Below are 21928 nucleotides of genomic sequence, written 5' to 3' on the forward strand. Positions count from 1 at the left end.
TCAGTCTTTCAGAAGGCCCGTCTTTAGAAGCGGTACTTCAGGCCCATGCCCACCGACCACAGGCTGGCGGCCTGGTCGACCGTCGGGGTGGCCAGGGTGGCCGGCGAGGCCGTGGTGTAGCTGTAGCGATAGGCCGCGCAGGTCGGGTCCGCCGAACCGGCGGCCGTGCCGTCGGCGCGGGCGCACTGGGCGTTGACCACCACGCCGCCGGAACGGCTGTTGGTGTACTCCTTCACCACGCCCCACTTCTTGTCGAGCAGGTTGCCCAGGTTCTGGACGTCCACCGTGAACAGCAGGCTGTGGCCGCGGATCGGCGAGGGGATCTCCTGGGCGTACTGGAAGTCGATCCGATCCACGCTCGGGTTCTTGCCGAAGCCACGCGGCACGATCTTGCCCATCGGCAGGCCGAACTGGTTGACCAGGGCCTTCAGCTTGTCGACCGAGGCCTGGCTGTCGAAAAACACCGTCGTGCCCGACGCGCTGACGAACTTCAGCGGGTTGGCCGCGTCCGGGCTGTTCAGGTTCGGGATATAGGCCAGGGCGTCGTCGCGTGACACGCCGAAGGTCGGGTTGCGACCGCCGGCCGGGTCGGTCATCAGGAAGCTGATCGGACGACCGTCGCGACGCTCGCCGAACAGGGTGAAGCGCGACACCCAGCCCGGACGCGGCTCGAACTTGTAGCTGAGGTTCACCTTCAGCGAGTTGCGCAGCAGGTTGTTCGACTTGCCCTCGGCGGCGCCGTTCGGATCCAGGTCAAAGCCTTGGTCGGCATAGTAGTTGCCGCCCGTGGAGTTGCCGCCGGCGGTGGTGCCGAACTCCGAGATGCCGCCGTACTGGCGACCGTCCTGCCAGGTGTAGGCGGCCCAGGTGTCGACGCCGAAGATGTTGCGGCGGGCCGACAGGGCGACCGTCCGGGTCCAGTTCTTGGTCGAGGGGTTATAGGCCTGGATGTCGCCGAACAGGCCCAGGTTGGCCAGGTCGGCGTTGGCGACGACCGGCAGGCCCAGGGCCGTGCGGCTGGCGTTGATCGCCGCGGCGTTGGCGCCCGGGATCACCAGACCATCGTAGCGGGCGCGACCGTCGGGCGTGTACTGCTGGACGCCGTTGACCGTCAGGCGACGGGCGCGGGCGTCGCGGAAGGCCACATTGACCTCCGACCAGCTGGCCACCGCGTCGATGCCCCAGTCGATGCCGAACTGGGTGGTCTTGAACGAGAGGTTGGTCTTCCAGTCGGCCGCCATCTTGAAGCCGGGGGCCAGCGAGTTGGTGTAGGCGTTGCGACGGCTGGCGCTGTCGGCGGTCAGCAGGGTCTGGGCGACGGCCGCCGGGTTGGTGATGAACGAGGGCGAGGCCTTGTTGATCGTCAAGAGGGCGTTGCCGGTCGCCGCGTCGATGGCCTGGTTGGTGGCGGTGTCGATGAAGGTGTCGTCCGCCGTCGAAAGCGTGCCGTTGGTGGCGCGGCGGATGGCGAAGCTGTTGGTCAGGGCGCCGGTGGTGCCGCCGTAGCTGTTGCCCAGGAACACGTCCGGCAGACCGCCCGAGACCAGGCCAAAGCCGCCCGACAGCTCGAACCAGTCGCTGTTGTACTTGGCCGAGACGCGCGGCATCACCACGTCGATACCGTCATAGGTGGTCTGGTTGGAATAGCCGTAACGGTTGACGAAGTTGGTGTTCAGCGTCGGCTTCTTGTCGGCGGCGTAGTGATCCCAGCGCACCCCGAAGTTCACCGTCAGGGCGTCGGTGACGTCCCAGGTGTCCTGGGCCAGCAGCGAGTGGACCTTGTAGTCCAGCACCGCGGCGGCGTCGGTCGTCGTGCCGGTCAGCGAGTTGCCGTACGACAGTTGGTTGGCTTGGCCCGCCTGGAACTCGGCGACGCTGTCGAAGTAGTAGACCCCGCGCGCGGCTTGCAGGAACAGATTGTAGATCTCCATCCCGCGGTACTGGTAGCCGAGCTTGATCTGGTGGTTGTCGAAGCCGGTGTAGTTGGCGACGAACGAGCCCGAGGTGTCCTTGGTCTTCAGGACGTTGGCCTGACGGAACTGGTCAGGGCCAAAGCCGATCGACGGCACGCCCGACGAGCACGAGAAGGCCGCGCCGGCGCCGAACGCCGGGTCGGTGCAGATCGAGACGTTGGCGAAGCCCTGGCCCACCGGCGGCAGCTGGCCGCGCTGATAGCCGCGGAACGCCACGCGCGCTTCGGTCGCCAGATCCGGGCTCCAGCGCGAGTTCAGCTGCAGGGCGTAGTTGTCCTCGTTCTCAGGCTGGACGTACCAGTTGGTGTCCAGGCTGATGGCGTTGGCCGAGGGGCTGCGCTTCCAGACCGAGCTGAAGGCGTGGCGATAGGTGGCCGAGAGGCGGTGCTTGTCGGTGATGTTATAGTCGATCTTGATCGACGACTTCTCGTCGAGGATCGGCTCGACCAGCGCCACCGAGCCGGGCTTCAGCAGCGACGAGGCCGCATAGCCGTTCCAGTTGGCCAGCACCGCGTCGATGTCGGCCTGGCTGGCGCCGGTTCCGGTCGAGACGCCCGGAATGCGGTTGAAGGTGTTGGCGAAGCCGGCGCCGATCGGGCCCGTCCCCGTGGTGTCCGAGCTGGAGAACTTTTCGTAGGAGGCCGCGAAGAACAGGCGGTCCTTGATGATCGGGCCCGACAGGAAGACGCCGTAGTTGGTCTCGGCGATCTGGTTCTTGACCTTCCGGAAGCCGCTCAGCGGGGCCTGCAGGACGTCGTTGCCGGTGAAGCCGACGATCGGCAGCTGGTTGCCGACCAGGCGGGTGGTGCGCTCGTTGGAGAACAGCGAGCCGTGGAAGTCATTGCCGCCCGAGCGCATGATCAGGTTCAGCGCGCCGCCGGTGAAGTCGCCGTCCTCGACGTCGAAGGGCACGGCCTGGATCGCGACCTGCTCGAGGGCCTCGAACGAGACCGGGCCGCGGTTGGTCGACAGGCCGCCGGTGTTCAGGCCGAAGCTGTCGGCCGAGCGCACGCCGTCGATGGTGATGCGGTTGGCGCGGGGCGCCGAGCCGGCGATGTAGAGACCGCCCGACGGACCGGTGCCGCGGGCCACGAAGTCCAGATTGGCCAGCGGGTCGCGGCGGCCGATGTCACGGATGTCGCGCTTGACCGAGACGACGGCGTCGATCTCGTCGCGGCCCAGGGTCGTGCGCGAGCCGACATTGGCCAGTTGGCTGGTCGTGGCTTTCTTCGCGGCGGTGATGACCACTTCCGACAGTTCGGTGGCGGGCACCAGGGCCAGACGAACGCGCTGAGCGTCGCCGACGTTCAGGAAGAGATCGCTGAGGGTCTGCGAGGCGAAGCCCTGACCGGCGGCGGTGATCTTGTAGGGACCGCCGACGCGCAGACCGCGCGCGTCGAACGCGCCGGCTTCGTTGGTGATGACCACCTGATCGGTGCCGCTGGGCACGTGGGTGACGGTGACGGTCACGCCGGCGATCGGCGCGCCCTTGTCATCGACGGTGACGCCGCGCACGGCGGCGGTGGTTTGTTGAGCATAGACGGCCGGCGCGGAAAACGCGAAGGCCAGCGCGCCGAACGCCGCTCCGGCGGCGAGCTTGCGGGCGAAAGACATGGAAACCCCCTCAGGTCGGTCGTCCCCGAGAGTCGGGACGCCTGCCTCGCCCCCTACTGCGCCAAGTATGCAGTTTGTTACTCTATTTGTGACAGTTTCAAAGCAGGCGGGCTGGAACGCGACTAGACCGCCGCCGCTTGCTCGCCGTCGCTGTCGTGGTCACGCCGCATCTGCCGCGCCAGGTTGGACATCAGGAAGCTTGGGATGTCGCCGACCGGCATCGGGCGGCCGAACAGGAAGCCCTGGAACTGGTCGCAGCGCATCTCGGCCAGCAGCTTGGCCTGGGCCTGTGTTTCGACGCCCTCGGCGGTGACTTCCAGGTTCAGGGTCTGGCCCAGGAGGGCGATGGTGCGCAGGATGTCGGCGATGGCCACATTGTCCTGCATCTCGGCCACGAACGAGCGGTCGATCTTGATCTTGTCGAACGGGAACCGCCACAGATAGGCGAGGCTGGAATAGCCGGTGCCGAAGTCGTCCATGGCGATCTTGACGCCCAGCGCCTTCAGGGCGGCCAGCTGCTCCAGGGTCTTGGCGCTGTCGTGCAGCAGCAGGCCCTCGGTGATCTCAAGCTCCAGCCGGGCGGGCGCCAGGCCCGAAGCTTTCAGGGCCGCGCGGACCTGATCGACCAGATCGCCGGAGGCGAACTGGTTGGGCGACAGATTGACCGCGACCGTCAGGTGCGAGGGCCAGGTGGCGGCCGTGCGGCAAGCCTCGTTCAGCACCCACTCGCCGATGCGGCCGATCAGGCCCCACTGCTCGGCGCACTCGATGAAGTCGGAGGGCGGCACCAGGCCCCGGGTCGGATGCTGCCAGCGCAGCAGGGCCTCAAAGCCCGTGGTCTCGTTGTCGCGCCGGCCGATCAGCGGCTGGAAGAACAGCTTCAGCTCGTCGCGGGCCAGGGCCTCGCGCAGGTCCATCTCGAGCGCGCGCCGCTCCTGGGCCCAGACGTCCATGGCGGTCTCGAAGAAGCGATAGGCGCCCCGGCCGTCGCCCTTGGCGCGGTAGAGGGCCAGATCGGCGTTCTTCAGCAGGCCGTCCGGGTCGTCGGCGTCGAAGGGGGCGACGGCGATGCCGACGCTGGCGCCGATCAGCACGTTGTGGCCGAGGATGTCGTAGGGGGCCGAGAGCGTCTCGACGATCGACTGCGACAGGGCCGACAGCGCCTCGTGGCCGGGGAGGGGGCGCAGACGACGGCGAACTCGTCGCCGCCCAGCCGCGCCACCATGCCGGTCTCGCCGACGCAGGACCGCAGGCGGCTGGCCACCTGCATCAGCAGGGCGTCGCCCACGGGGTGCCCCAGGCTGTCATTGACGCCCTTGAAGTGGTCGAGATCGAGGCACAGCACTGCACAGCCCGAGGTCTTGTCGCGGCCGTGATCCATCCAGGCCTTGCCCAGGTTCTGCAGCAGCGACAGGCGGTTGGGCAGCTGGGTCAGCACGTCGTAGTGCGCCAGATGCGAGATCCGCTCCTGGTCCTCGCGCGCCTGGGTGATGTCGGCGCCCACGCCGCGGAAGCCGACGAACAGGCCGTCCAGATCGTGCACCGGCTTGGCCGACAGCGCCCACCAGTGGGTGGCGGGCCGGCCCGCGTCATCCGCAACCGTGATGGAGACGACGACGTCGCGGAAGGTCTTCTGCTCGGCGAACAGGGCCGACAGCGCCGCGACGGGGCCGCCGGGCGCTTCGGCCGCGCCGCAGAGGTCCGACATCGGCTGGCCCAGCAAGGCGTCCTTGTCGACGCCGGCGGCGGCGGCCATGCGGTCGGAGACGTAGGTCAGGCGACCCGCAGCGTCGACCTCCCACAGCCAGTCGCTGGCCCCTTCCTCGAAGTCCGACAGCAGCAGGCTGACCACCTGCTTCTGCTTTTCCAGCTCGTCGGCGGCCACCAGGCGCTCGGCGAAGATCCGGGCGTGCGACAGGCACGAGACGATGACGACCGCGTAGCAGAACACCAGCAGGCCGCCCAAGGCGTACAGGATCGGATCGCCGCTGGTGCCCAGCATGTAGAGCGAGCCCAGGACCATCGGGGTCGAATAGGCCAGGGCGGCGGCCGGCAGGGTCAGCATGGCGAAGCCGCCGCAGCCGATCATGCCGGCGATCACCGAGGCGACCAGCATCGGCATGGCGCTGGTGTCGCCCAGGCGGAAGGTCATCAGCGGCAGGACGCCCCACAGGCAGCCCAGCAGGCCGGCCTGCAGCGCGATGCGACGCACGCCGCGCGCCGAGACAGCTGCCTTGCCGGTCTTGCGATTCTGCGCCGAAACCCAGCCGCGCAGACCCAGCAGGGCGTAGCTGATCACCAGGGCGGCCCAGATCCCGATCCCGACGCGATGCGGATGCGTCAGGCCCGCCAGCGACACCAGGAAGGCGATGGCGATGTTGGCGCTCATCATCACCGGCGTCATGCGCAGGATGCTCTGCACCTGCTCCATGCGCACACGGCCCGCCAGGGACTCGGGGGCGTCGGCCAGCACCTGGGACGGAAGGACCGCGACAAGGCGGTCAAGCAACGAGCTGGCGATAACGCGCACGCGCGATCCTATGGTGTTCCGGAGCGGAGATCCCCCGGCGACCATCGTTCTCTTGGGTAAACCCAAGGTTAAGCATGTTCCTGGCGGTCAAGATGACGCGGCCATGAAAAAGGCCGCCGTTCTGGTGAACGGCGGCCCTTCAGATCGGGGGTAAGCCCTAGTCTTCCTTCGTGCGCTTCTTGCGGAACGAGGGGTTCAGGACCTGCTTGCGCAGGCGGATGTTCTTCGGGGTCACCTCGACCAGCTCATCGTCCTCGATATAGGCGATGGCCTGTTCCAGGGTCATGCGACGCGGCGGGGTCAGGCGGATCGACTCGTCCTTGCCCGAGGCGCGGACGTTGGTCAGCTGCTTGGCCTTCATCGGGTTGACGTCCAGGTCGTCCGAGCGGCTGTTCTCGCCGATGATCATGCCCTGGTAGGTCTTCTCGCCGGCGCCGACGAACATCACGCCGCGCTCTTCCAGGTTCCACAGGGCGTAGGCCGCCGTTTCACCGTCCGAGTTCGAGACGAGCACGCCCTTGCGCTGCTGGTCGATCGGGCCCTTGTGCGGCTCGTAGTGGCTGAACACGCGGTTCAGCACGCCCGAACCGCGCGTGTCGGTGAGGAACTCGCCCTGATAGCCGATCAGCGAGCGCGACGGCGAGAGCAGGGTGATGCGGGTCTTGCCCGCGCCCGACGGACCCATGTCCTTCAGCTCGGCCTTACGGGCCGACAGCTTTTCGATGACGATGCCGGTGAACTCGTCGTCCACGTCGATCATCACGTCTTCCATCGGTTCCAGGCGCTCGCCGTTCTCGCCGGTCTGATAAACGACGCGCGGACGGCTGATCGACACTTCGAAGCCTTCGCGGCGCATGTTCTCGATCAGCACGCCCAGCTGCAGTTCGCCGCGGCCGGCGACCTCGTAGGCGTCGCGTTCCGAGGTCTCGGTGACGCGGATGGCCACGTTGCTCTCGGCTTCCTTCAAGAGACGGTCACGGATGACGCGCGACTGCACCTTGTCGCCTTCGCGGCCGGCCAGCGGGCTGTCATTGACCGAGACGGTCATCGAGATGGTCGGCGGGTCGATCGGCTGAGCCGGGAGGGCTTCGTTGACGTCCAGGGCGCAGAGCGTATCGGCCACGGTGGCCTTGCTCAGGCCGGCGATGGCGACGATGTCGCCGGCTTCGGCGCCGTCATCGATCGGCTGACGCTTCAGGCCGCGGAAGGCCAGCACCTTGGTGATGCGGCCGCGCTCGATTTCCTTGCCGTCGCGGTCCAGGGCCTTGATGGCCATGCCGGGGACGGCCTTGCCGCTTTCGATGCGGCCGGTCAGCAGGCGGCCCAGGAACGGGTCGCTTTCGATCAGCACCGACAGGATCTGGAAGGGCTCGTCCTTCTTGGCGATCTGCTTGGGCTCGGGCACGTGGCGCACGATCAGGTCGAACAGCGGGGCCAGGTTGTCGCTGGGCTGGTTCAGGTCCAGCGTGGCCCAGCCGGCGCGGCCCGAGGCGTAGATGTGCGGGAAGTCCAGCTGCTCGTCCGTGGCGCCGATGGCGGCGAACAGGTCGAAGGCGGCGTTGTGGACGCGGTCCGGATCGGCGTGGGCGCGGTCGACCTTGTTGATGCAGAGGATCGGGCGCAGGCCCATCTTCAGCGCCTTGGTCAGCACGAACTTGGTCTGCGGCATGACGCCTTCCTCGGCGTCGACCAGCAGGACGCAGCCGTCCACCATGCCCAGGATCCGCTCGACCTCACCGCCGAAGTCGGCGTGGCCGGGGGTGTCGATGATGTTGATGCGGGTCTCGCCCGCTTCACCGTTCCAGAGCACCGAGGTGCACTTGGCCAGAATCGTGATGCCGCGCTCGCGCTCCTGGTCGTTGGAGTCCATCGCCCGTTCGGTCGTGGCTTCGTTGGCGCGGAACACGCCGGACTGAGCCAGCAGCTGGTCGACGAGGGTGGTCTTGCCATGATCGACGTGCGCGATGATGGCGATATTTCGCATGGACATGGGGGCGGACGGACTTTCGGGAGGAATAGGAGATGACGCTGCGGGCGTCAGGCGCGCGGCTTTTACGCGAATGCGTTCAATTTATCCACCCCCGACCGTCAGGAACACTTGTCGCACGACACCGGTGTCAACGCGAAAGTCTTGTCTGGCTTGGGTTTGCGCCTCGATCTCATACGAGACGGTTTCAAACGCAACAAATTGTGCAGTGCAATATGCCTATAATTTGGGCGCTTTGGGAGAGCGTTGTTCTCCTTCCCCTTTAGGTAAAGGGGTTTTGCGAGGGTGGGCTTCAAAAAAATGACGTCGAACGCTTGTTTTCCGCTTGCCTAATTTTGCGCCGCACTCTAAAAACAATCCTGTGAGGCGGCGCTGCCGCTTCTGCCCTTCCTGGGCGTTTCCTCCCTAATGAACTGGCCCGGCGGTCTCGCCGGGCTTTTTTTTGGATTCGACCCTGGGGGCCGGTTCCCATAGCGGGGCGGCGCGCTCCCCGCCGGCCTGAAGTCTGTTTGACACCGGCGGCGCCATCGGCGCTACTCGCGGTGACGAAGCCCACCGGGGGGGAGAGCTTTGGGTCGAAAACGCGGAATCACCGCCGTCGTTCTGGGGGGCCTGGCGCTGTACGGCGCGCCCGTCGGCGCCCAGGCGCCGAAGGCGGGCCTGCCGCCGCTGAAAATCCTCAAGGCCCCCAGTCCCGAGCTGCTGGCGCGTCTGTTCCCGGCCACCGCGCGCCGGGCGGGCGTCGAGGGCGCGGCGACGGTGCAATGCACGATCCGCCGGGACGGAACCCTGGGCGACTGCGTGGTCACCGGGGAAAACCCGCAAGGCCTTGGCTTTGGCGGCGCGGCCCTGATCGCCATGACCTACTATCAAGTCGATGTCAGCGGGACCAACGCCGTTCAGGTCTCGCGGCGTCTGTCGGGAATCACCATTCGATTCGCCCTGCCGCCCGTCGAGACGCGGTCGCCCTAGAGCTTGAGGCCGAAAGTGGGAACCGGTTTCGGCTATTCTCACGCTCTAAGTATTTGATTTAGAGCCTGTTTATAGACTTAGAGCGCGTTCGAGCGGTTTAACCGCTCACACTTAAACCTAACGCGCTCTAGCCTTCCTCTTGCTTCAGCGCAGGGCGCTCAGCTCCATCCCGGCCAGCGCTCGCGTCAGGGTCTCGGCGTCGGCGGTCAGCCGCGCCAGGCCGTCGGTCGGCTCGCGCGTCGTCTCGTCCATATAGAGCGCTCGGTTGATCTCGATCTGCAGGGCGTGGGTGCGCTTGGCGGGGCGGCCATAGTGTTCGGTGGTGTAGCCGCCGGCATAGGGCGCGTTGCGGGCGACATTGTAGCCCAGAGCCTCCAGTTCGCGCTCGACCAGGGCCGTCAGCTTGGGCGAGCAGGCTGCGCCGAAGCGGTCGCCCAGCACGATGTCGCAGACGCCGCCGCCCTTGGTCCGCTGCCCGCGCGCGGCGGCGGCAGGCATCGAGTGCCAGTCGATCAGGATCGCCGCCCCGTGCGCCGCGCGCGCCGCCGCCAGCTGTCGGTCCAGGGCGTCATGATAGGGGCGGTGGGCCAGTTCGACCCGGGTCCTGGCCTCGTCGAACGACAGCTTGCGGCCATAGATCGGCCGACCCTCGCCGGCGACGCGGGGAATCGTACCCAGCCCCGCCGCCACCCGCGCCGTGCGGCCCTGGGCGTACTCGGGCAGGTCGCCGTCGAACATCGCCGGGTCCAGCTCCCAGGGCTCGCGGTTCAGATCCACATAGGCGCGGGCGAAGCGGGCGCGCACCACGGCGGCCCCCAGGGCGGGCGCGCCGCCGATGATGCGGTCGACAAACGCGTCCTCGGACGCGCGCAGGGTCTCGACCGGCAGGCGGACCGCGGCGACCATGTCCTCGGGATAGAGGTCGCCCGAGTGGGGCGAGGCGAACACCAAGGCGGTCGGCGGCGGCGCCCCGGCCGGGACCGCGCGCAGCACCTCGAACGCTGGCCCGCCAAAGGTCTCCAGCGGCGGGGACGAAAGCTCTTCGCTCGAAAGGGGCCGCCACGCGCTCATGCCGCATCATCGAAGCGTCGCGGCGCGCGGTCAAATCTCAATCGCCGCTGTCGAAACATCCCCAGCCGCGACGTTTAGGTTCATCCCCGATTTACGGACGGGGCGATAAGGTGGATCCTCTATCGACGATCTTACTCGGACACGTGACCCCATGGCCCGCATCCTCCTCGCCGAAGACGATGATTCCCTGCGCGGCTTCCTGGCCCGCGCGCTGGAACGCGCCGGCTTCGAAGTCCAGGCCTGCGCCGACGGCGAAGAGGCCGTCCAGCACCTGGATCATCCCTGGGACCTCTTGCTGACCGACATCGTTATGCCCGGCATGGACGGCATCGAGGTGGCCCGCCAGGCCGCCGCCCGCGACCCATCCCTGCGCATCATGTTCATCACCGGCTTCGCCGCCGTGGCCCTCTCGGCCCAGGACCGCGCGCCCGCCGGCGCCAAGGTGCTGTCCAAGCCCGTGCACCTGCGCGACCTCGTCGCCGAGGTCGAAAAGATGATGGCGGCCTGATCCCACAAAAAGTTTCGACAGGCGGCTTGCGCACTCCGCGAGCCGCCGCTATACCCCCACACCTTCCCGGCCGGGACGTCTTCACGGAGACGCTTCGGATCGCTTCGGCGGACGCGTAGCTCAGCGGGAGAGCACTACGTTGACATCGTAGGGGTCACAGGTTCAATCCCTGTCGCGTCCACCATCCTCTTCCTGAAAATTCAGACTTCCACGGCGATCGCGCACGCGATGGCCGCGTTTGCGCGCCCGATTCCCCGAGGCGCGGGGTGCGCGCCTCGGGGTTCGTGGGGCTCGCCTACTTCAGCAGTCCGCCCGGCGGGGTGTAGTGGACCTGCGCCGCCGGGCCCAGCGGCCAGTCGAAGGCCACCCAGGCCAGGGTCATCAGCACGCCGGCGACCATGAAGGCCAGGGCGTAGGGCAGCATCAGGGCCAGCAGCGAGCCGACGCCCATGCTGGGATCCCAGCGCCGCGTCATGGCCAGCACCAGCGGGAAATAGCTCATCAGCGGCGTCATCAGGTTGGTGAAGCTGTCGCCCATGCGGTAGGCGGCGGTGGTCATCTCGGGCGAGATGCCCAGCAGCATGAACATCGGCACCACGACCGGCGCCAGGGCGCTCCACTTGGCCGAGGCCGAGCCGATGAAGAGGTCCAGCACCGAGGAGAAGCCCAGCACGCTGACCAGCAGCAGGGGCGCGGGCAGGTTCATCGCCTTCAGAGTCTCGGCGCCGTGGATGGCGGCGATGGGGCCCAGGCGCGACCAGTTGAACATCGCCACGAAGTGGGCGGCGAAGAAGGCGAAGACGATATAGGGGGCCACCGAGCGCACGCCGTCGGCCATCATGGCCACGACGTCGCCCTCGGTTTTCACCGTGCCGACGCCGACGCCATAGGCGACGCCGCCGGCCAGGAACAGCATCATGAAGCCGGCGATCAGCGCGCCGTAGAACGGGGTCAGCTGGGCGGGGCCGGTCTTGGTCTCGTCGATCAGCGGAGTGAAGCCAGGGATCAGGCTCAGGGCCGCGAACAGGGCGACCACGGCCAGGGCGGCGAGACCGGCGAACTTCAGGCCGCGCTTTTCGTCAGGCGTGACGGCCGACTTGGCCAGCTCGGCCTTCAGGGCGTCGTCGGCCTGGCCGCCCCAGGGGCCAAGGCGCGGCTCGACCACCTTGTCGGTCAGGAACCAGGCGATGGGGGTGAAGACCACCACGATGGCCAGGATGAACCACCAGTTGCCCAAGGGGTTCATGGTCCAGGTCGGGTCGATGATCCGCGCCGCCTCCTGGGTGAATCCGAACAACACGACGTCGAACTGGCCCGGCGTCAGATTGCCGGCGAAACCGCCCGAGACGGCGGCGAAGCCGGCGGCGATCCCCGCCAGCGGATGCCGACCCACCGCGGCATAGAGCAGGCCGGCCAGCGGGATGAACACCACATAGGCCGCGTCGGACGCATGGTGCGAGACCATGCCGATGATCACCACCAGGGGGGTGAGAATGCTTTTGGGCGCCTCGCGAAGGCTGGCGCGGATCAGGGCGCTGAACAGGCCCGAGCGTTCGGCGACGGCCGCGCCCAGGATCACCACCAGCACCAGGCCGAGCGGCGCGAAGCTGGTCAGGGTCTTGGGCATTTCGGTGAACAGGCGGGCGAGGTTCGCCTCGGAGAACAGGCTGCTGGCCGCATAGGTCAGGACGCCGTTCTCAAGCTCGCCGAACTGCGGGGCCTCGTCGCCGGCATAGGTGATCGAGGCCGACCAGCCCAGGGCCTGACCGATGGCCGACAGGACCATCAGGCCCAGGATCAGCCAGACGAAGATCATCACGGGCTCGGGAAGGAGATTACCTAGTCGCTCGACGGCGCCGAGGAAGCCCTTCTGACGGGGGGGCGGAGACGAGACGGGGGGCGCAGCGTCGCTCATTCGGCGTCCTGAACAGTTTTTTGGAGCCCCCTCCGCAGACATGGCTAGCGGGCGCTGCAGCCAAGGTAAAGCTGCACGTTGGTCCAGAGCGCCTTGTTTGGTCGTCTGCGCGCCGGGTGGGCTGCCGGGCGCTGAACGTAGCGTTGTATTTGCGTCACGCTAAACCGCATTCTGGGTATTTTGGGCTTGCTAGTCGCGGCCGCCTGCGGCTAGCTCTGCGTCCCCTTCACCACCCCACCGGTGAAGCAACTCGGGCGGCGACCTTTTCGGGGGAGGGCCGCCCGCCCTTGCTCCCTTCAAATCGCTGTCTGGACCTTTGTCGCCGCGCCCTTCGCACGGTCAGATGAGGTTGTATTCCGGCTTGGCGTAGACGCCGATCAGATCCACGCCATAGACATTCTTGGTGGCCTGGTCGGCGAAGAAGGCCCCTGCCGACTTGGCGTAGACGCCGATGTCGGCCTTGCCCGCCTCGGCCATCAGCCAGCCCACCATGGCCGCCTTGGTTCCCTGACCGTTTGGCCCGTCCTGGCCATAGGCGGCGAAATAGTCGGTGCGGCCGTCGATCAGGGCGCGCACCTTGTCGTCGGTGGGCGTCAGGCCAAAGATGGTCGCATAGGCCTTGCGCGTGGCGTCAAACAGGCTGAGGGCGCCATAGTCGGCCAGAAACTGGGTCGCCCCCTCGCCGATCTTGCCCAGATTGACCGCGAAATTGATGTAGCGGTTCTCGAGATTGAACGACTGATAGTAGGCGCTGTTGAGGTTGTTGGCGTTCACGCCGTCCGGATTGACCAGATAGTCCATGCCGGCCGCCGTGGGCGTCTTGCCGGTGAAGAACTGATAGGCCAGCACCGCCACACCGCTGGTCGACAGCGCGGTCTTGGACACCTGGCCGATGGCGTCGGTATGGCTGGCGCCGGCGGCCATCGAGGCCGCCAGGCTCTTGGACAGCGGTTCGGCCGAGGCGCTGAAGGTCTGCAGTCGCAGGATATTGCTGATCGCGGTCGCGACGCGGCTGTCGACGAGCGTCACGGTCCGATCGGTAAAGGCCAGGAACTCGATGTTCGCCAGCGTATCGGTGGCGTCCGTTCCCACCCGGTCGAGCACCGACCAGGCGCCGTTCGTGGCGGCGGTCAGGGTGTAGCTGCCGTAGGCGCCGGAGAAGACGGCGGTGTCGACGCCCCGGCCGCCGTCCAGGATGTCGGCGCCCGCGCCGCCGGTCAGCCGGTTGTCGACAGCGTTGCCGTTGATGGTGTCGGCCGCCGAGCCGCCGATGGCGTTCTCGATCACCGCGTTCATGGCGATGGTGACATTGCCCTTCAGGCCGCCGACGCTGGAGAAATAGCCCGAGCGCAGGTCGATGGTCTGGGCCACGCGATAGCCGGAGAAGTCCAGGGTGTCGACGCCGCCGGCGTCCCAGACGGCGAACACCAGCCGGGTCGAGGACGAGGTCGCCGCGAACCACTCGCGGCCGGCGGTCGAGTTGAAGCCGTACACCGTGTCGCCGGTGCGCGTGGTCATGTTGGCGCCATAGGCCAGCTGGGCGGCGGCGATGTCATCGAGCAGGGGCGAGGAGGCGTAGGCGCCGCCGAACGAGCCGCCGGTGTTGGCCTCGCTGAAATAGGACATCACCGTGTACTGGCGGCTGTCCTGATAGTAGGTCGCGCTCGCCGCATAGGTCAGGGTGTCGTCGGCGCTGGCGTTGTAGTCGCTGGGGTGGGCGATGCCGATGGCGTGCCCCAGCTCATGAACCAGCACCATGCCGCCGTAGTTGGAGCCGGTCGGGTTGGTGTTGTAGCCGGCCGTCGACTTGATCCAGACATCGCCGGATCGGCTGCTGGCCGCCGGGTTGCCCGGATAGTAGGCGAAGCCCGCCGAGCCCTCGCTGCCGGTGCTGAAATTAGCGAACAGGATCGAGGCGTTGTCGCTGTAGGCGGCCTCGCCCGACGTGCCTTCGCCCACGCGGACAAAGGTGATGTTGGCGACGTCGGACCAGGCCTGCAGCGCCTTCTCGGCCCGAAGGATCTGGGCGGCGTTGAACTGCGAAAAGCCGCCCGAATCGCTGGGCATGCTCGCCGGTGCGGTCGCCCGGAACGCATAGGTCACGGTCGCGGGGATCAGGAACTGGTTCGACCAGCCCGGCTCGCTGCGCAGCAGTTGCAGGGCGGCTTCTGGAACCGTGAGGCTCTTTTTTCCGTCGACGGTTCCCACGCGCGAGTCGGCGTCGACAAACGCGTAGGGACCCTCGCCGCCCGAGACGGCCGGGGCGACATCATCCCCGTGGAGGTTCAGTCCATACCGCTCGCACTGACTACACACCGACGCGCTCCACTCACGTGACAGGAGTATGGAGAAGCAGAATTTCTTCCGCAATCTTGGCTATTTGCGACAAGTTCGCACAGCGAGCGAAAGCTCGCCCAACGAAAAGACGCTCCCGATGGGGCGTCGGGAGCGTCTGATCCGGCGGGCCAAGAGGGCGGCGGTCCGCCGTCACGTGGCCGGCTATGAAGGGGGCGCCGGCCAGATGTGTTTTCGTGGGGCCCAGAGCGTTCCGCCGTCGCCGGTGAAGCTCCGATAACCGTGTTCAACTATACGCGGCTACGCGTCACAGGCGAGTCGAAACGCGTCAGTTTGAGCAGGTGCGACAATTGGCGCGGCAGCGGCGAGGGGGCGTCCAGCAGGCGGGCGACCAGATGCTCGGCCAACAGCGGCGCCAGACAAAAGCCGCGCGAACCCAGGCCTGTCAGCACGATGACGCCGTCTTCTCGAAGATCGGCCAAGGGAAGGCGATCAGGCGTGGTGGCGCGGACCGCAGCGCGGCCTTCGAAGGTGGAGTCCGCCAGCCGTGCGGCCAGCGCCGGCAGGCCCTTAGCCAGCGTCGCAAGGTTTCGCGCGTGGTCTTCGGAACGCACGTCGGTCTGGGTGTCGTCGCGGTCATGCGTGGCGCCGAACAGCAGGCCCTCGCGGGTCGGGATGGCGTAGCCGCCAAAGGCCGTCGCCGGGGCGCCATGACCACGCGTCCAGCTGGCCTGTCCCCGGACCGGGCGCAGGGGAGCCTCGGCCAGCAGATCCGCCCCCGCTGCGCCGCCGGCCAGGGCCAGCCGGTCGGCGCGCATGATGGTCTCACCCGCCGCGTCTAGGAGTCGCCAGCCCTCGCCGTCGCGTTCGGCCTTCGCCACCCGACGACGTACGACAGAACCCGCCCAGGCGGCCGTCACCTCGGCCGGCGCGATCACCCGCGCGCCCGCCATGGCCAGCGCAGGGGTGGGCGTTTCCAGGCGAGCGCGGGTGTCCTCGGCCTCCAGCGTCCGCATGTCTCCGGGCTCGAACAGGTCCTGGTCCGCGACTGTGGCGAAGCGGGCGGGGTCGCGCTCGCCGGCGGCCAGCTGCAGCACCCCGCAGGCGATCACGGCGTCGGGCTGCGCCTCGTACAGCGTCACGGCGCGAGACAGGGCCTGGGCGTACAGCGCCGCGCGCGGACCGCCGCCCGCATCCAGCGCCGGGGTCACCAGGGCGGCGGGATTGCCCGAGGCGGCCACCGCGTCCGCATCGTCGATGACTGTGACCTCGAGACCCGCCGCGCGGGCCGCGCGCGCCAGCGCGGCGCCGGCGATCCCGCCCCCGATGATCGCCAGGGTCTCGGGGCGCTGCGCCACCCGCCGCATACCCGGTCGCCAGGCCTCAAGACGTTCGCGCTTGCGACCAAAGCCCGGCCGCTTGGCGATCTCGAACCCGGCTGCCGACAGGCCGCGACGCACCGCGCCGGCCACCGTGAAGGTCGCCGCCCGCGCGCCGGGGGCCGAGCGCGCGCCGACCGCCGCCAGCACCTCATCGCGCCACATCGCGGGGTTCAGAGCGGGCGAGAAGCCGTCCAGGAACCAGGCGTCCGCCAAGCCGTCCCACGCCTCCAGCGCCTCGACCACATCCATCACCGCCAGGTCCAGCACGGCGTCGAAGCCGGGCAGGTCGACCCGGTGAAAGCCTCGCGCGCGGCCGGGCCAATGATCCAGCAGCACCTGCGCCGCTTCGCCCAGTTCAGGCCAGTGAGCCAGGATCCGCGCCGCTTCGTCGCGCGACAGCGGATGGGCCTCGATCGAGAAGATGTGCAGTCGGCCGCCCGCCGGCTTTTCGCGTCGCCACAGGTCGAGCAGGGCGGCGATGTTCAGCCCCGAGCCGAAGCCCAGCTCACCCACCACGAAGTCGCGCCGCTCGGCGAAGCGCTCGGGCAGGCCGCAGCCGGCCAGGAACACCGCCCGCGTCTCAGCCAGCCCATCGACGCTGGAGAAGTAGACGTCGCCGTAGAGGCTCGACTGCGGCAGGCCGTCGTCGCGCCAGACCAGCGGCGAGCCTGGAGGCGATCCGTCGGAGGGGGCGGTGGTATCCATGCCGCTGCTACAGCGCTTGCGGGGGCGGGGCGTCAACGAAAAAGGGCCGCTCTGTGGAGCAGCCCTTTCAAACCTTGGCGGGCCGCCCGTCCTTGCCCTTCGACGGGCTCAGGGTGAGGACGATTGTGAGCCGGCGGTCGAAAGCCTCACCCTGAGCTTGTCGAAGGGCGAGGTTTTCGAACCTAGTGCGCGGCCTTCTTCTCTTCCGGCTTGGCGGCCTCGGCCGGCGCGGCCGCTTCGGCGGGGGCGGTCGTCGAGGTGGCGCCGGCGGCGGCGGCGTCGGCCGGATCGACCGGCGCGGCGGCGGCGTCGGCGGCGGCCTTGTTGGCGTCGGCGGCGGCCTGGTCCTTGGCCGAGGCGGCGTCGGTCACGGTCGAGGCGTCAGCGGCCGCGGCCTTGGCGGCGGCGTCTTCGGCGCCGGCTTCTTCCTTCTTGCCGCAGGCGGCCAGCGACAGGGCCGAGACGGCGACGCCGGCGATCAGCAGCTTGCGGATCAGGGTGGAGGTCATGAGGTTTCCCCTTCGATTGGCCGCGTCGCCTTGGCGGCGACGTCTTCGGCTCGGAAAGGAATACCGGTTCGAGAGGCCGCGCAAGTTACGAGTCGGTAGGGTGTCCCCGACCTATTCGTTGGGCATTTGCGACAGGGCTTCTTCCAGCTCGGCGAAGCTGGGCTGGTAGGCGCTGGGCACGTTGCCGCGACCGATCTCGACCGAGATCTGGGCGGCGTTGCCGTGCAGGTGGGCGACCAGAACCGCCTGGATGATCTTGTAGAAGTTATGGTCCTCGTCCAGCACCCCGCCCAGGCGCGTGGCCATCGGGCCGACCAGGCCATAGGCCATGAACACGCCCATGAACGTACCGACCAGCGCGCCGCCGATCATGGTGCCCAGCACCGCCGGCGGCTCGGTGATCGAGCCCATGGTCTTGATGACGCCCAGCACGGCGGCCACGATGCCCAGGGCCGGCAGACCGTCGGACAGCTGCGTCAGGGCGTGGGCGGCGCCGTGCGCCTCGTGGTGGTGCTTTTCGAGCTGCTTTTCCATCGCGTCTTCGACCTGGTGGGGATCTTCCAGGTTCATGGTCATCATCCGCAGGGTGTCGCAGATGAAGTCGACGGCGAAATGGTCGTGGGCGATCTTGGGGTAGCGCGAGAAGATCGTGCTTTCGTGCGGCTTTTCGATGTGCGCTTCCAGGGCGATCACGCCCTTGGACTTCATCGTCTTGGTCAGCAGGAACAGCAGGCTGAGCAGGTCGCGATAGTCCTGCGCCTTCCACTTGGGACCCTTGAAGATGGTGCCGAAGCCGCCCAGCGTGGCCTTGATCACGGTCACCGAGTTGCCGATCAGGAAGGCGGCGACGCCGGCGCCGCCGATGGCCATCAGTTCGTGCGGCGCGGCGTGGATGATCACGTCCATCTTGCCGCCAGCCATGATGTAGCTGCCGAACACCATGGCGAAGAGCAGAACGATGCCGATGATCTGGAACATAGTGTGGCGCGCCCCGAATTTATCGGCGCATCATGCCGATTAATGATTAATCCAAGGTTCTCGCCCGTCGAGACTTCGCGGGCGAGCCTGCGACACATTGCGCGGGCGGGAACGCGGGTCTAACGGTTGTTTGATGACTGGGGACACTCAAGACGGCCGGACCAACCGGCGGGCGTTCGCCATTCTCTTCGGCGTGTCGGTGGCGACCGCCCTGGGGAACACCGGCATGTTGTCGGTACTCCCGGCGATCGGTCGCGAGATCGGCATTCCTGACGCCCTGGTCGCGGGGATCTTCTCGCTGTCGGCGGTGCTGTGGGCGGTGACTTCGCCGTTCTGGGCCCGGCAGTCGGACCTGCGCGGGCGCAAGCCGCTGATCATGCTGGGCCTGGCGGGCTTTGCTGTGTCGATGACCCTGTGCGCGATCGTGGTCTCGGCGGGTCTGCACCATCTGGCGCCGCCGATGGTGATCTTCGTGCTGTTCCTGCTGGCGCGGGCGCTGTTCGGCGGTTTCGGCTCAGCGGCCAATCCGGCGACACAGGCCTATCTGGCCGAACGGACCAGCCGCGAGGAGCGCACCCAGACCATGGCCAGCCTGGCCGGCGCCTTTGGCCTGGGCACGGTGGTCGGGCCGCTGCTGGCCCCGCTGTTCGTTCTGCCCGGCGTCGGACTGGCCGGACCGATGGTGGCCTTCGCGGCCCTGGCGGCGGGGATGCTCGTGGTGGTGCATCGCGGTCTGCCTGAAACCTTCACGCCCGGACGGGGCGACACGCCGCCGCGCCGGCGCGGCATGGGTCTTCCCTGGCGCGGCGAAGGGGCGGCCCTCTGGAAGGACCCGCGCCTGAAGCCCTTTCTGATCTACGGGTTTCTGGTCGCCACCTGCCAGACGGCCCAGACCCAGACCCTGGGGTTCCTGATCATCGACAAGCTGGGCCTGTCGCCGATCAAGGCCCAGGGCTTCATCACCCTGGCCATGGCGGCGGGCGCGGTGGCGGGGCTTCTGGCCCAGTGGGGCCTGATCCGCATGTTCCGCATGGGGCCGCGCGAGCTGATGCGCTGGGGCGTGGCCGCCGCCGCCCTGGGTAACATCGTCGTGGCTTTCGCACCCGACTATGCGGCCGTCGCCATCGGCTATGCGATCGCCAGCCTGGGCTATGGCTTCGCCCGTCCCGGTTTCACGGCGGGGGCGTCGCTGTCGGTGGAGGCCAAGGACCAGGCCGGCGCCGCCGGGGCGATCGCCGCCATCAACGGCCTGAACGTCGTGGTCGCCCCGCTGTTCGTGCTGCTCTACGAGCAGATCGGCTGGGCGCCGTTCGTGCTCAACACGGTGATCCTGCTCGCCATGCTCGTCTATGCGATGCGGCAGGTCATGCTGCGCTCGGTCAACCAGGGCGACGCGGATAAGGAAGCGACGATCGCGGGCCTGGAGCGGTCCGACGAGGGCGGCGTCTAGAGCCTTTAGCCTGAAATCGGAATCGATTTCAGGCGTAAAAAGGCTCTAAATCAAATACTTAGAGCGTGAGAATAGCCGAAACCGGTTCCCACTTTCGGCCTCACGCTCTAGCTTTAAGCCACCAGACGCTCCAGCGCGCGGCGGTCCTTCAGCACCATGTGGCGGACGGTCGGCAGGGCGATCAGGCCCTCGTCCTGCAGGCTGGTGAGGGTGCGCGACACGGTCTCGATCGTCAGGCCCAGATAGTCGGCCATGTCCTGGCGGCTCATCGGCACGTCCAGTTCGGCGTCGGCGCGGGTGCGGGTGGCGATGTCGAGCAGCAGACCCACGACCCGTTCCTGGGCCGAGCGGCGGCCCAGCATCAGCACGTGGTCCTGGCAGCGCTGCAGGCCCTCGGCGGTCAGGCGGAAGAGCGCCCGGGCCGCATCGCCGCGCTGGGCGGCCAGGTCGCTGAGCGCGCCGCGGCGGATCATCCGCACGGTGGCGTCCGACATGGCCTCGGCGTTGATCCGGTGGGTTTCGGTCATCTCCAGGCCGAAATAGTCGCCGGCGAAATGGAACTCGTCGATCTGGCGGCGGCCATCGCGCAGGATCCGATAGGTGCGCACCGAGCCCGACACCACCTGATAGACATAGTCGGCGGCTTCGCCCTCGCCGAAGATCTCTTCGTCACGGTGGAAGCGGGCGCAGGCCCCCGGGGCGGGCAGGACGGCGTCGAGCAGGTGGTCGCTTTCGAAAGCCTTGGCGCGGATCGGAGACAGCATGGGAAACCCCCTCATTTGTTGTGGGTTTTTTGCGCCATCTCAAACGGGTCCGAAATTCGGGGCATGCGCCTAAGGAGCGGTCCGCTAAGGGGAGTCCCTTAGGCGGCGATGCTGAGGGCGGCGATTTTGACGCCGATCAAGGCGCGCCGCCTGCCCTTGTGGCGGCTTGCGACGCATGTGCGACCGGCCCGACCTGTCGGACGGCGAAACCGACCGTCCCATGATCCTCCTCCTGGTGGAGGACGAGGCCCTGCGCGACGCGTTGCGGTTCTCGCTGGAAACCGACGGTTATGCGGTGCGCGCGCCCGCCGACACGGACGGCTGTCTGGCATGTTCCGACTGTGGGGCGGCGGCGTGCGTGGTCATCGATGACGGCGACGCCTCCGTACCGCCCCCGACCGCCGGGCGTCCGACCATCGTCCTGACCGGAGACGCCCAACGCCTGACGCGGCGGGGGGTCACCGGGGTCACCCTGGTGGAAAAGCCGCTGCTGGACGACAAGCTGGGTCGCGAGCTGTCGGCTCTCCTGGCTCGCGCGGCGCCGGGCCTCTAGACCTAAGGGGCGCCGGCTGACGGGGCGTCGCGCGTAATCCGCTTGGCCAGATGCCGCGCCAGTGCGACGGCGCCCAGGATGACGATGACGCCCAGGTGCATCAGCAGGGTCGCCAGGGCCAGCGCCGCAAGCAGCACCGCCACCGGGGCCTGCGGACCCAGCAGGAAGACCATCAGATTGCCGAACACCAGGTCCTTGTTGGCCAGCAGCGGAATGCGCGACACCAGATAGCGAACGGCCATCAGCACCAGCCAAAGCTGGGCCTCGACCTCGGGCAGGGCCATGCGCCAGATCATCACGGTGAGGGCGGTGGAGACGATGATGCGCAGCGTATGGGCGCTGGTGACGAACAGGAGAAGACGGGGCGACAGTGAGAACACCCAGCGTCCGAACGCCACCAGTCCGATCGAGATGGCGATGGGGATCAGGCCGGACCACAGCGCCGGTCCGAGCTGCTTGACGAGGCCCAGTTGGGTGAGCTGCGTGACGCTGACGGCGGTCAGCACCAGGGTCAGCAGGTTGCCCAGCAGCGCCGATATGATGCTGGCGTCCTTGATCGCCGCAAACGGGGCGACATCCGCGCCGCTGACGCGCCGGGCCCACACATAGAGATAGGCCTGGCCGCTGTAGCCCAGCACGATCTCGTTGATCACGTTCTTGCGCAGCAGCACCCCAAAGCCCGACAGGGGCAGGTTCCAGGTCCGCCGATAGACGGCGAAATC

14 protein-coding genes, 1 tRNA gene and 2 pseudogenes are annotated in these 21928 nt (G+C 67.8%); 7 read left to right on the top strand and 10 right to left on the bottom strand.

The window, feature by feature from the left end:
- Positions 1–23: 23 nt before the first annotated feature.
- From OVA11_RS06670 to typA, 3 genes and pseudogenes are all read right to left on the bottom strand, one after another.
- Positions 24–3587: a TonB-dependent receptor gene (locus OVA11_RS06670; protein WP_268066732.1), complete on the bottom strand. Its 3564-nt coding sequence runs from the start codon at positions 3585–3587 to the stop codon at positions 24–26.
- Between the two features lie 122 nt (positions 3588–3709).
- A pseudogene (locus OVA11_RS06675) lies at positions 3710–6117 on the bottom strand (putative bifunctional diguanylate cyclase/phosphodiesterase).
- 157 nt (positions 6118–6274) lie between these two features.
- Positions 6275–8107, bottom strand: coding sequence for a translational GTPase TypA (gene typA, locus OVA11_RS06680; RefSeq protein WP_010918627.1), 1833 nt, complete (start codon positions 8105–8107; stop codon positions 6275–6277).
- A 567-nt stretch (positions 8108–8674) separates the two neighbouring features.
- On the opposite strand from typA, the gene OVA11_RS06685 reads away from it, so the two are divergent.
- Positions 8675–9076: an energy transducer TonB gene (locus tag OVA11_RS06685; protein WP_268066733.1), complete on the top strand. Its 402-nt coding sequence runs from the start codon at positions 8675–8677 to the stop codon at positions 9074–9076.
- Between the two features lie 144 nt (positions 9077–9220).
- On the opposite strand, the gene OVA11_RS06690 is transcribed toward OVA11_RS06685, so the two are convergent.
- Positions 9221–10147, bottom strand: coding sequence for an N-formylglutamate amidohydrolase (locus OVA11_RS06690; RefSeq protein ID WP_268066734.1), 927 nt, complete (start codon positions 10145–10147; stop codon positions 9221–9223).
- 151 nt (positions 10148–10298) lie between these two features.
- Here OVA11_RS06690 and cpdR point away from each other — a divergent pair, with 151 nt between their 5' ends.
- Together cpdR and OVA11_RS06700 are read left to right on the top strand one after the other, a co-directional pair.
- Complete coding sequence (cpdR, locus tag OVA11_RS06695) at positions 10299–10655, top strand: cell cycle two-component system response regulator CpdR (protein ID WP_010918630.1); 357 nt, start codon at positions 10299–10301, stop codon at positions 10653–10655.
- Positions 10656–10764: 109 nt separating this feature from the next.
- Positions 10765–10839: transfer RNA gene (locus OVA11_RS06700), tRNA-Val, on the top strand.
- Positions 10840–10950: 111 nt separating this feature from the next.
- Here the strand turns inward: OVA11_RS06700 and OVA11_RS06705 are convergent.
- The 3 genes from OVA11_RS06705 to mnmD all read right to left on the bottom strand — a co-directional run bounded on the left by OVA11_RS06705 (position 10951) and on the right by mnmD (position 16952).
- Positions 10951–12570 (bottom strand): AbgT family transporter, encoded by a 1620-nt coding sequence (locus tag OVA11_RS06705; RefSeq protein WP_268066735.1) that lies wholly within the window; start codon positions 12568–12570, stop codon positions 10951–10953.
- A 339-nt stretch (positions 12571–12909) separates the two neighbouring features.
- Positions 12910–14886, bottom strand: coding sequence for a protease SapA (gene sapA, locus OVA11_RS06710; protein WP_268066736.1), 1977 nt, complete (start codon positions 14884–14886; stop codon positions 12910–12912).
- 269 nt (positions 14887–15155) lie between these two features.
- Positions 15156–16952, bottom strand: coding sequence for a tRNA (5-methylaminomethyl-2-thiouridine)(34)-methyltransferase MnmD (gene mnmD, locus OVA11_RS06715; RefSeq protein WP_268066737.1), 1797 nt, complete (start codon positions 16950–16952; stop codon positions 15156–15158).
- 85 nt (positions 16953–17037) lie between these two features.
- Here mnmD and OVA11_RS06720 point away from each other — a divergent pair.
- Positions 17038–17129: pseudogene (locus OVA11_RS06720) on the top strand (hypothetical protein); the annotation flags it as partial.
- Between the two features lie 5 nt (positions 17130–17134).
- Here the strand turns inward: OVA11_RS06720 and OVA11_RS06725 are convergent.
- Positions 17135–17461, bottom strand: coding sequence for a hypothetical protein (locus OVA11_RS06725; protein WP_268066738.1), 327 nt, complete (start codon positions 17459–17461; stop codon positions 17135–17137).
- 111 nt (positions 17462–17572) lie between these two features.
- A complete protein-coding gene (motA, locus tag OVA11_RS06730) occupies positions 17573–18439 on the bottom strand; it encodes a flagellar motor stator protein MotA (RefSeq protein ID WP_010918636.1) in 867 nt (288 codons plus the stop codon).
- 133 nt (positions 18440–18572) lie between these two features.
- Here motA and OVA11_RS06735 point away from each other — a divergent pair, with 133 nt between their 5' ends.
- The gene (locus OVA11_RS06735) at positions 18573–19889 is read left to right on the top strand and encodes an MFS transporter (protein WP_268066739.1); all 1317 of its coding nucleotides are present in this window, start codon (positions 18573–18575) and stop codon (positions 19887–19889) included.
- 113 nt (positions 19890–20002) lie between these two features.
- On the opposite strand, the gene fixK is transcribed toward OVA11_RS06735, so the two are convergent.
- A complete protein-coding gene (gene fixK, locus OVA11_RS06740; protein ID WP_268066740.1) occupies positions 20003–20653 on the bottom strand; it encodes a transcriptional regulator FixK in 651 nt (216 codons plus the stop codon).
- A 175-nt stretch (positions 20654–20828) separates the two neighbouring features.
- On the opposite strand from fixK, the gene fixT reads away from it, so the two are divergent.
- Together fixT and OVA11_RS06750 are read left to right on the top strand one after the other, a co-directional pair.
- Positions 20829–21206 carry an oxygen-responsive sensory/signaling system negative regulator FixT gene (fixT, locus tag OVA11_RS06745; protein WP_024265615.1) on the top strand — a complete coding sequence of 126 codons (378 nt, stop codon included), beginning with the start codon at positions 20829–20831 and terminating at the stop codon, positions 21204–21206.
- A gap of 318 nt (positions 21207–21524) precedes the next feature.
- Complete coding sequence (locus tag OVA11_RS06750; RefSeq protein WP_268068913.1) at positions 21525–21815, top strand: hypothetical protein; 291 nt, start codon at positions 21525–21527, stop codon at positions 21813–21815.
- Positions 21816–21928 lie beyond the last annotated feature (113 nt).

It is taken from the genome of Caulobacter sp. SL161 (genome assembly GCF_026672375.1).
In the GTDB taxonomy this organism is placed as follows: domain Bacteria; phylum Pseudomonadota; class Alphaproteobacteria; order Caulobacterales; family Caulobacteraceae; genus Caulobacter.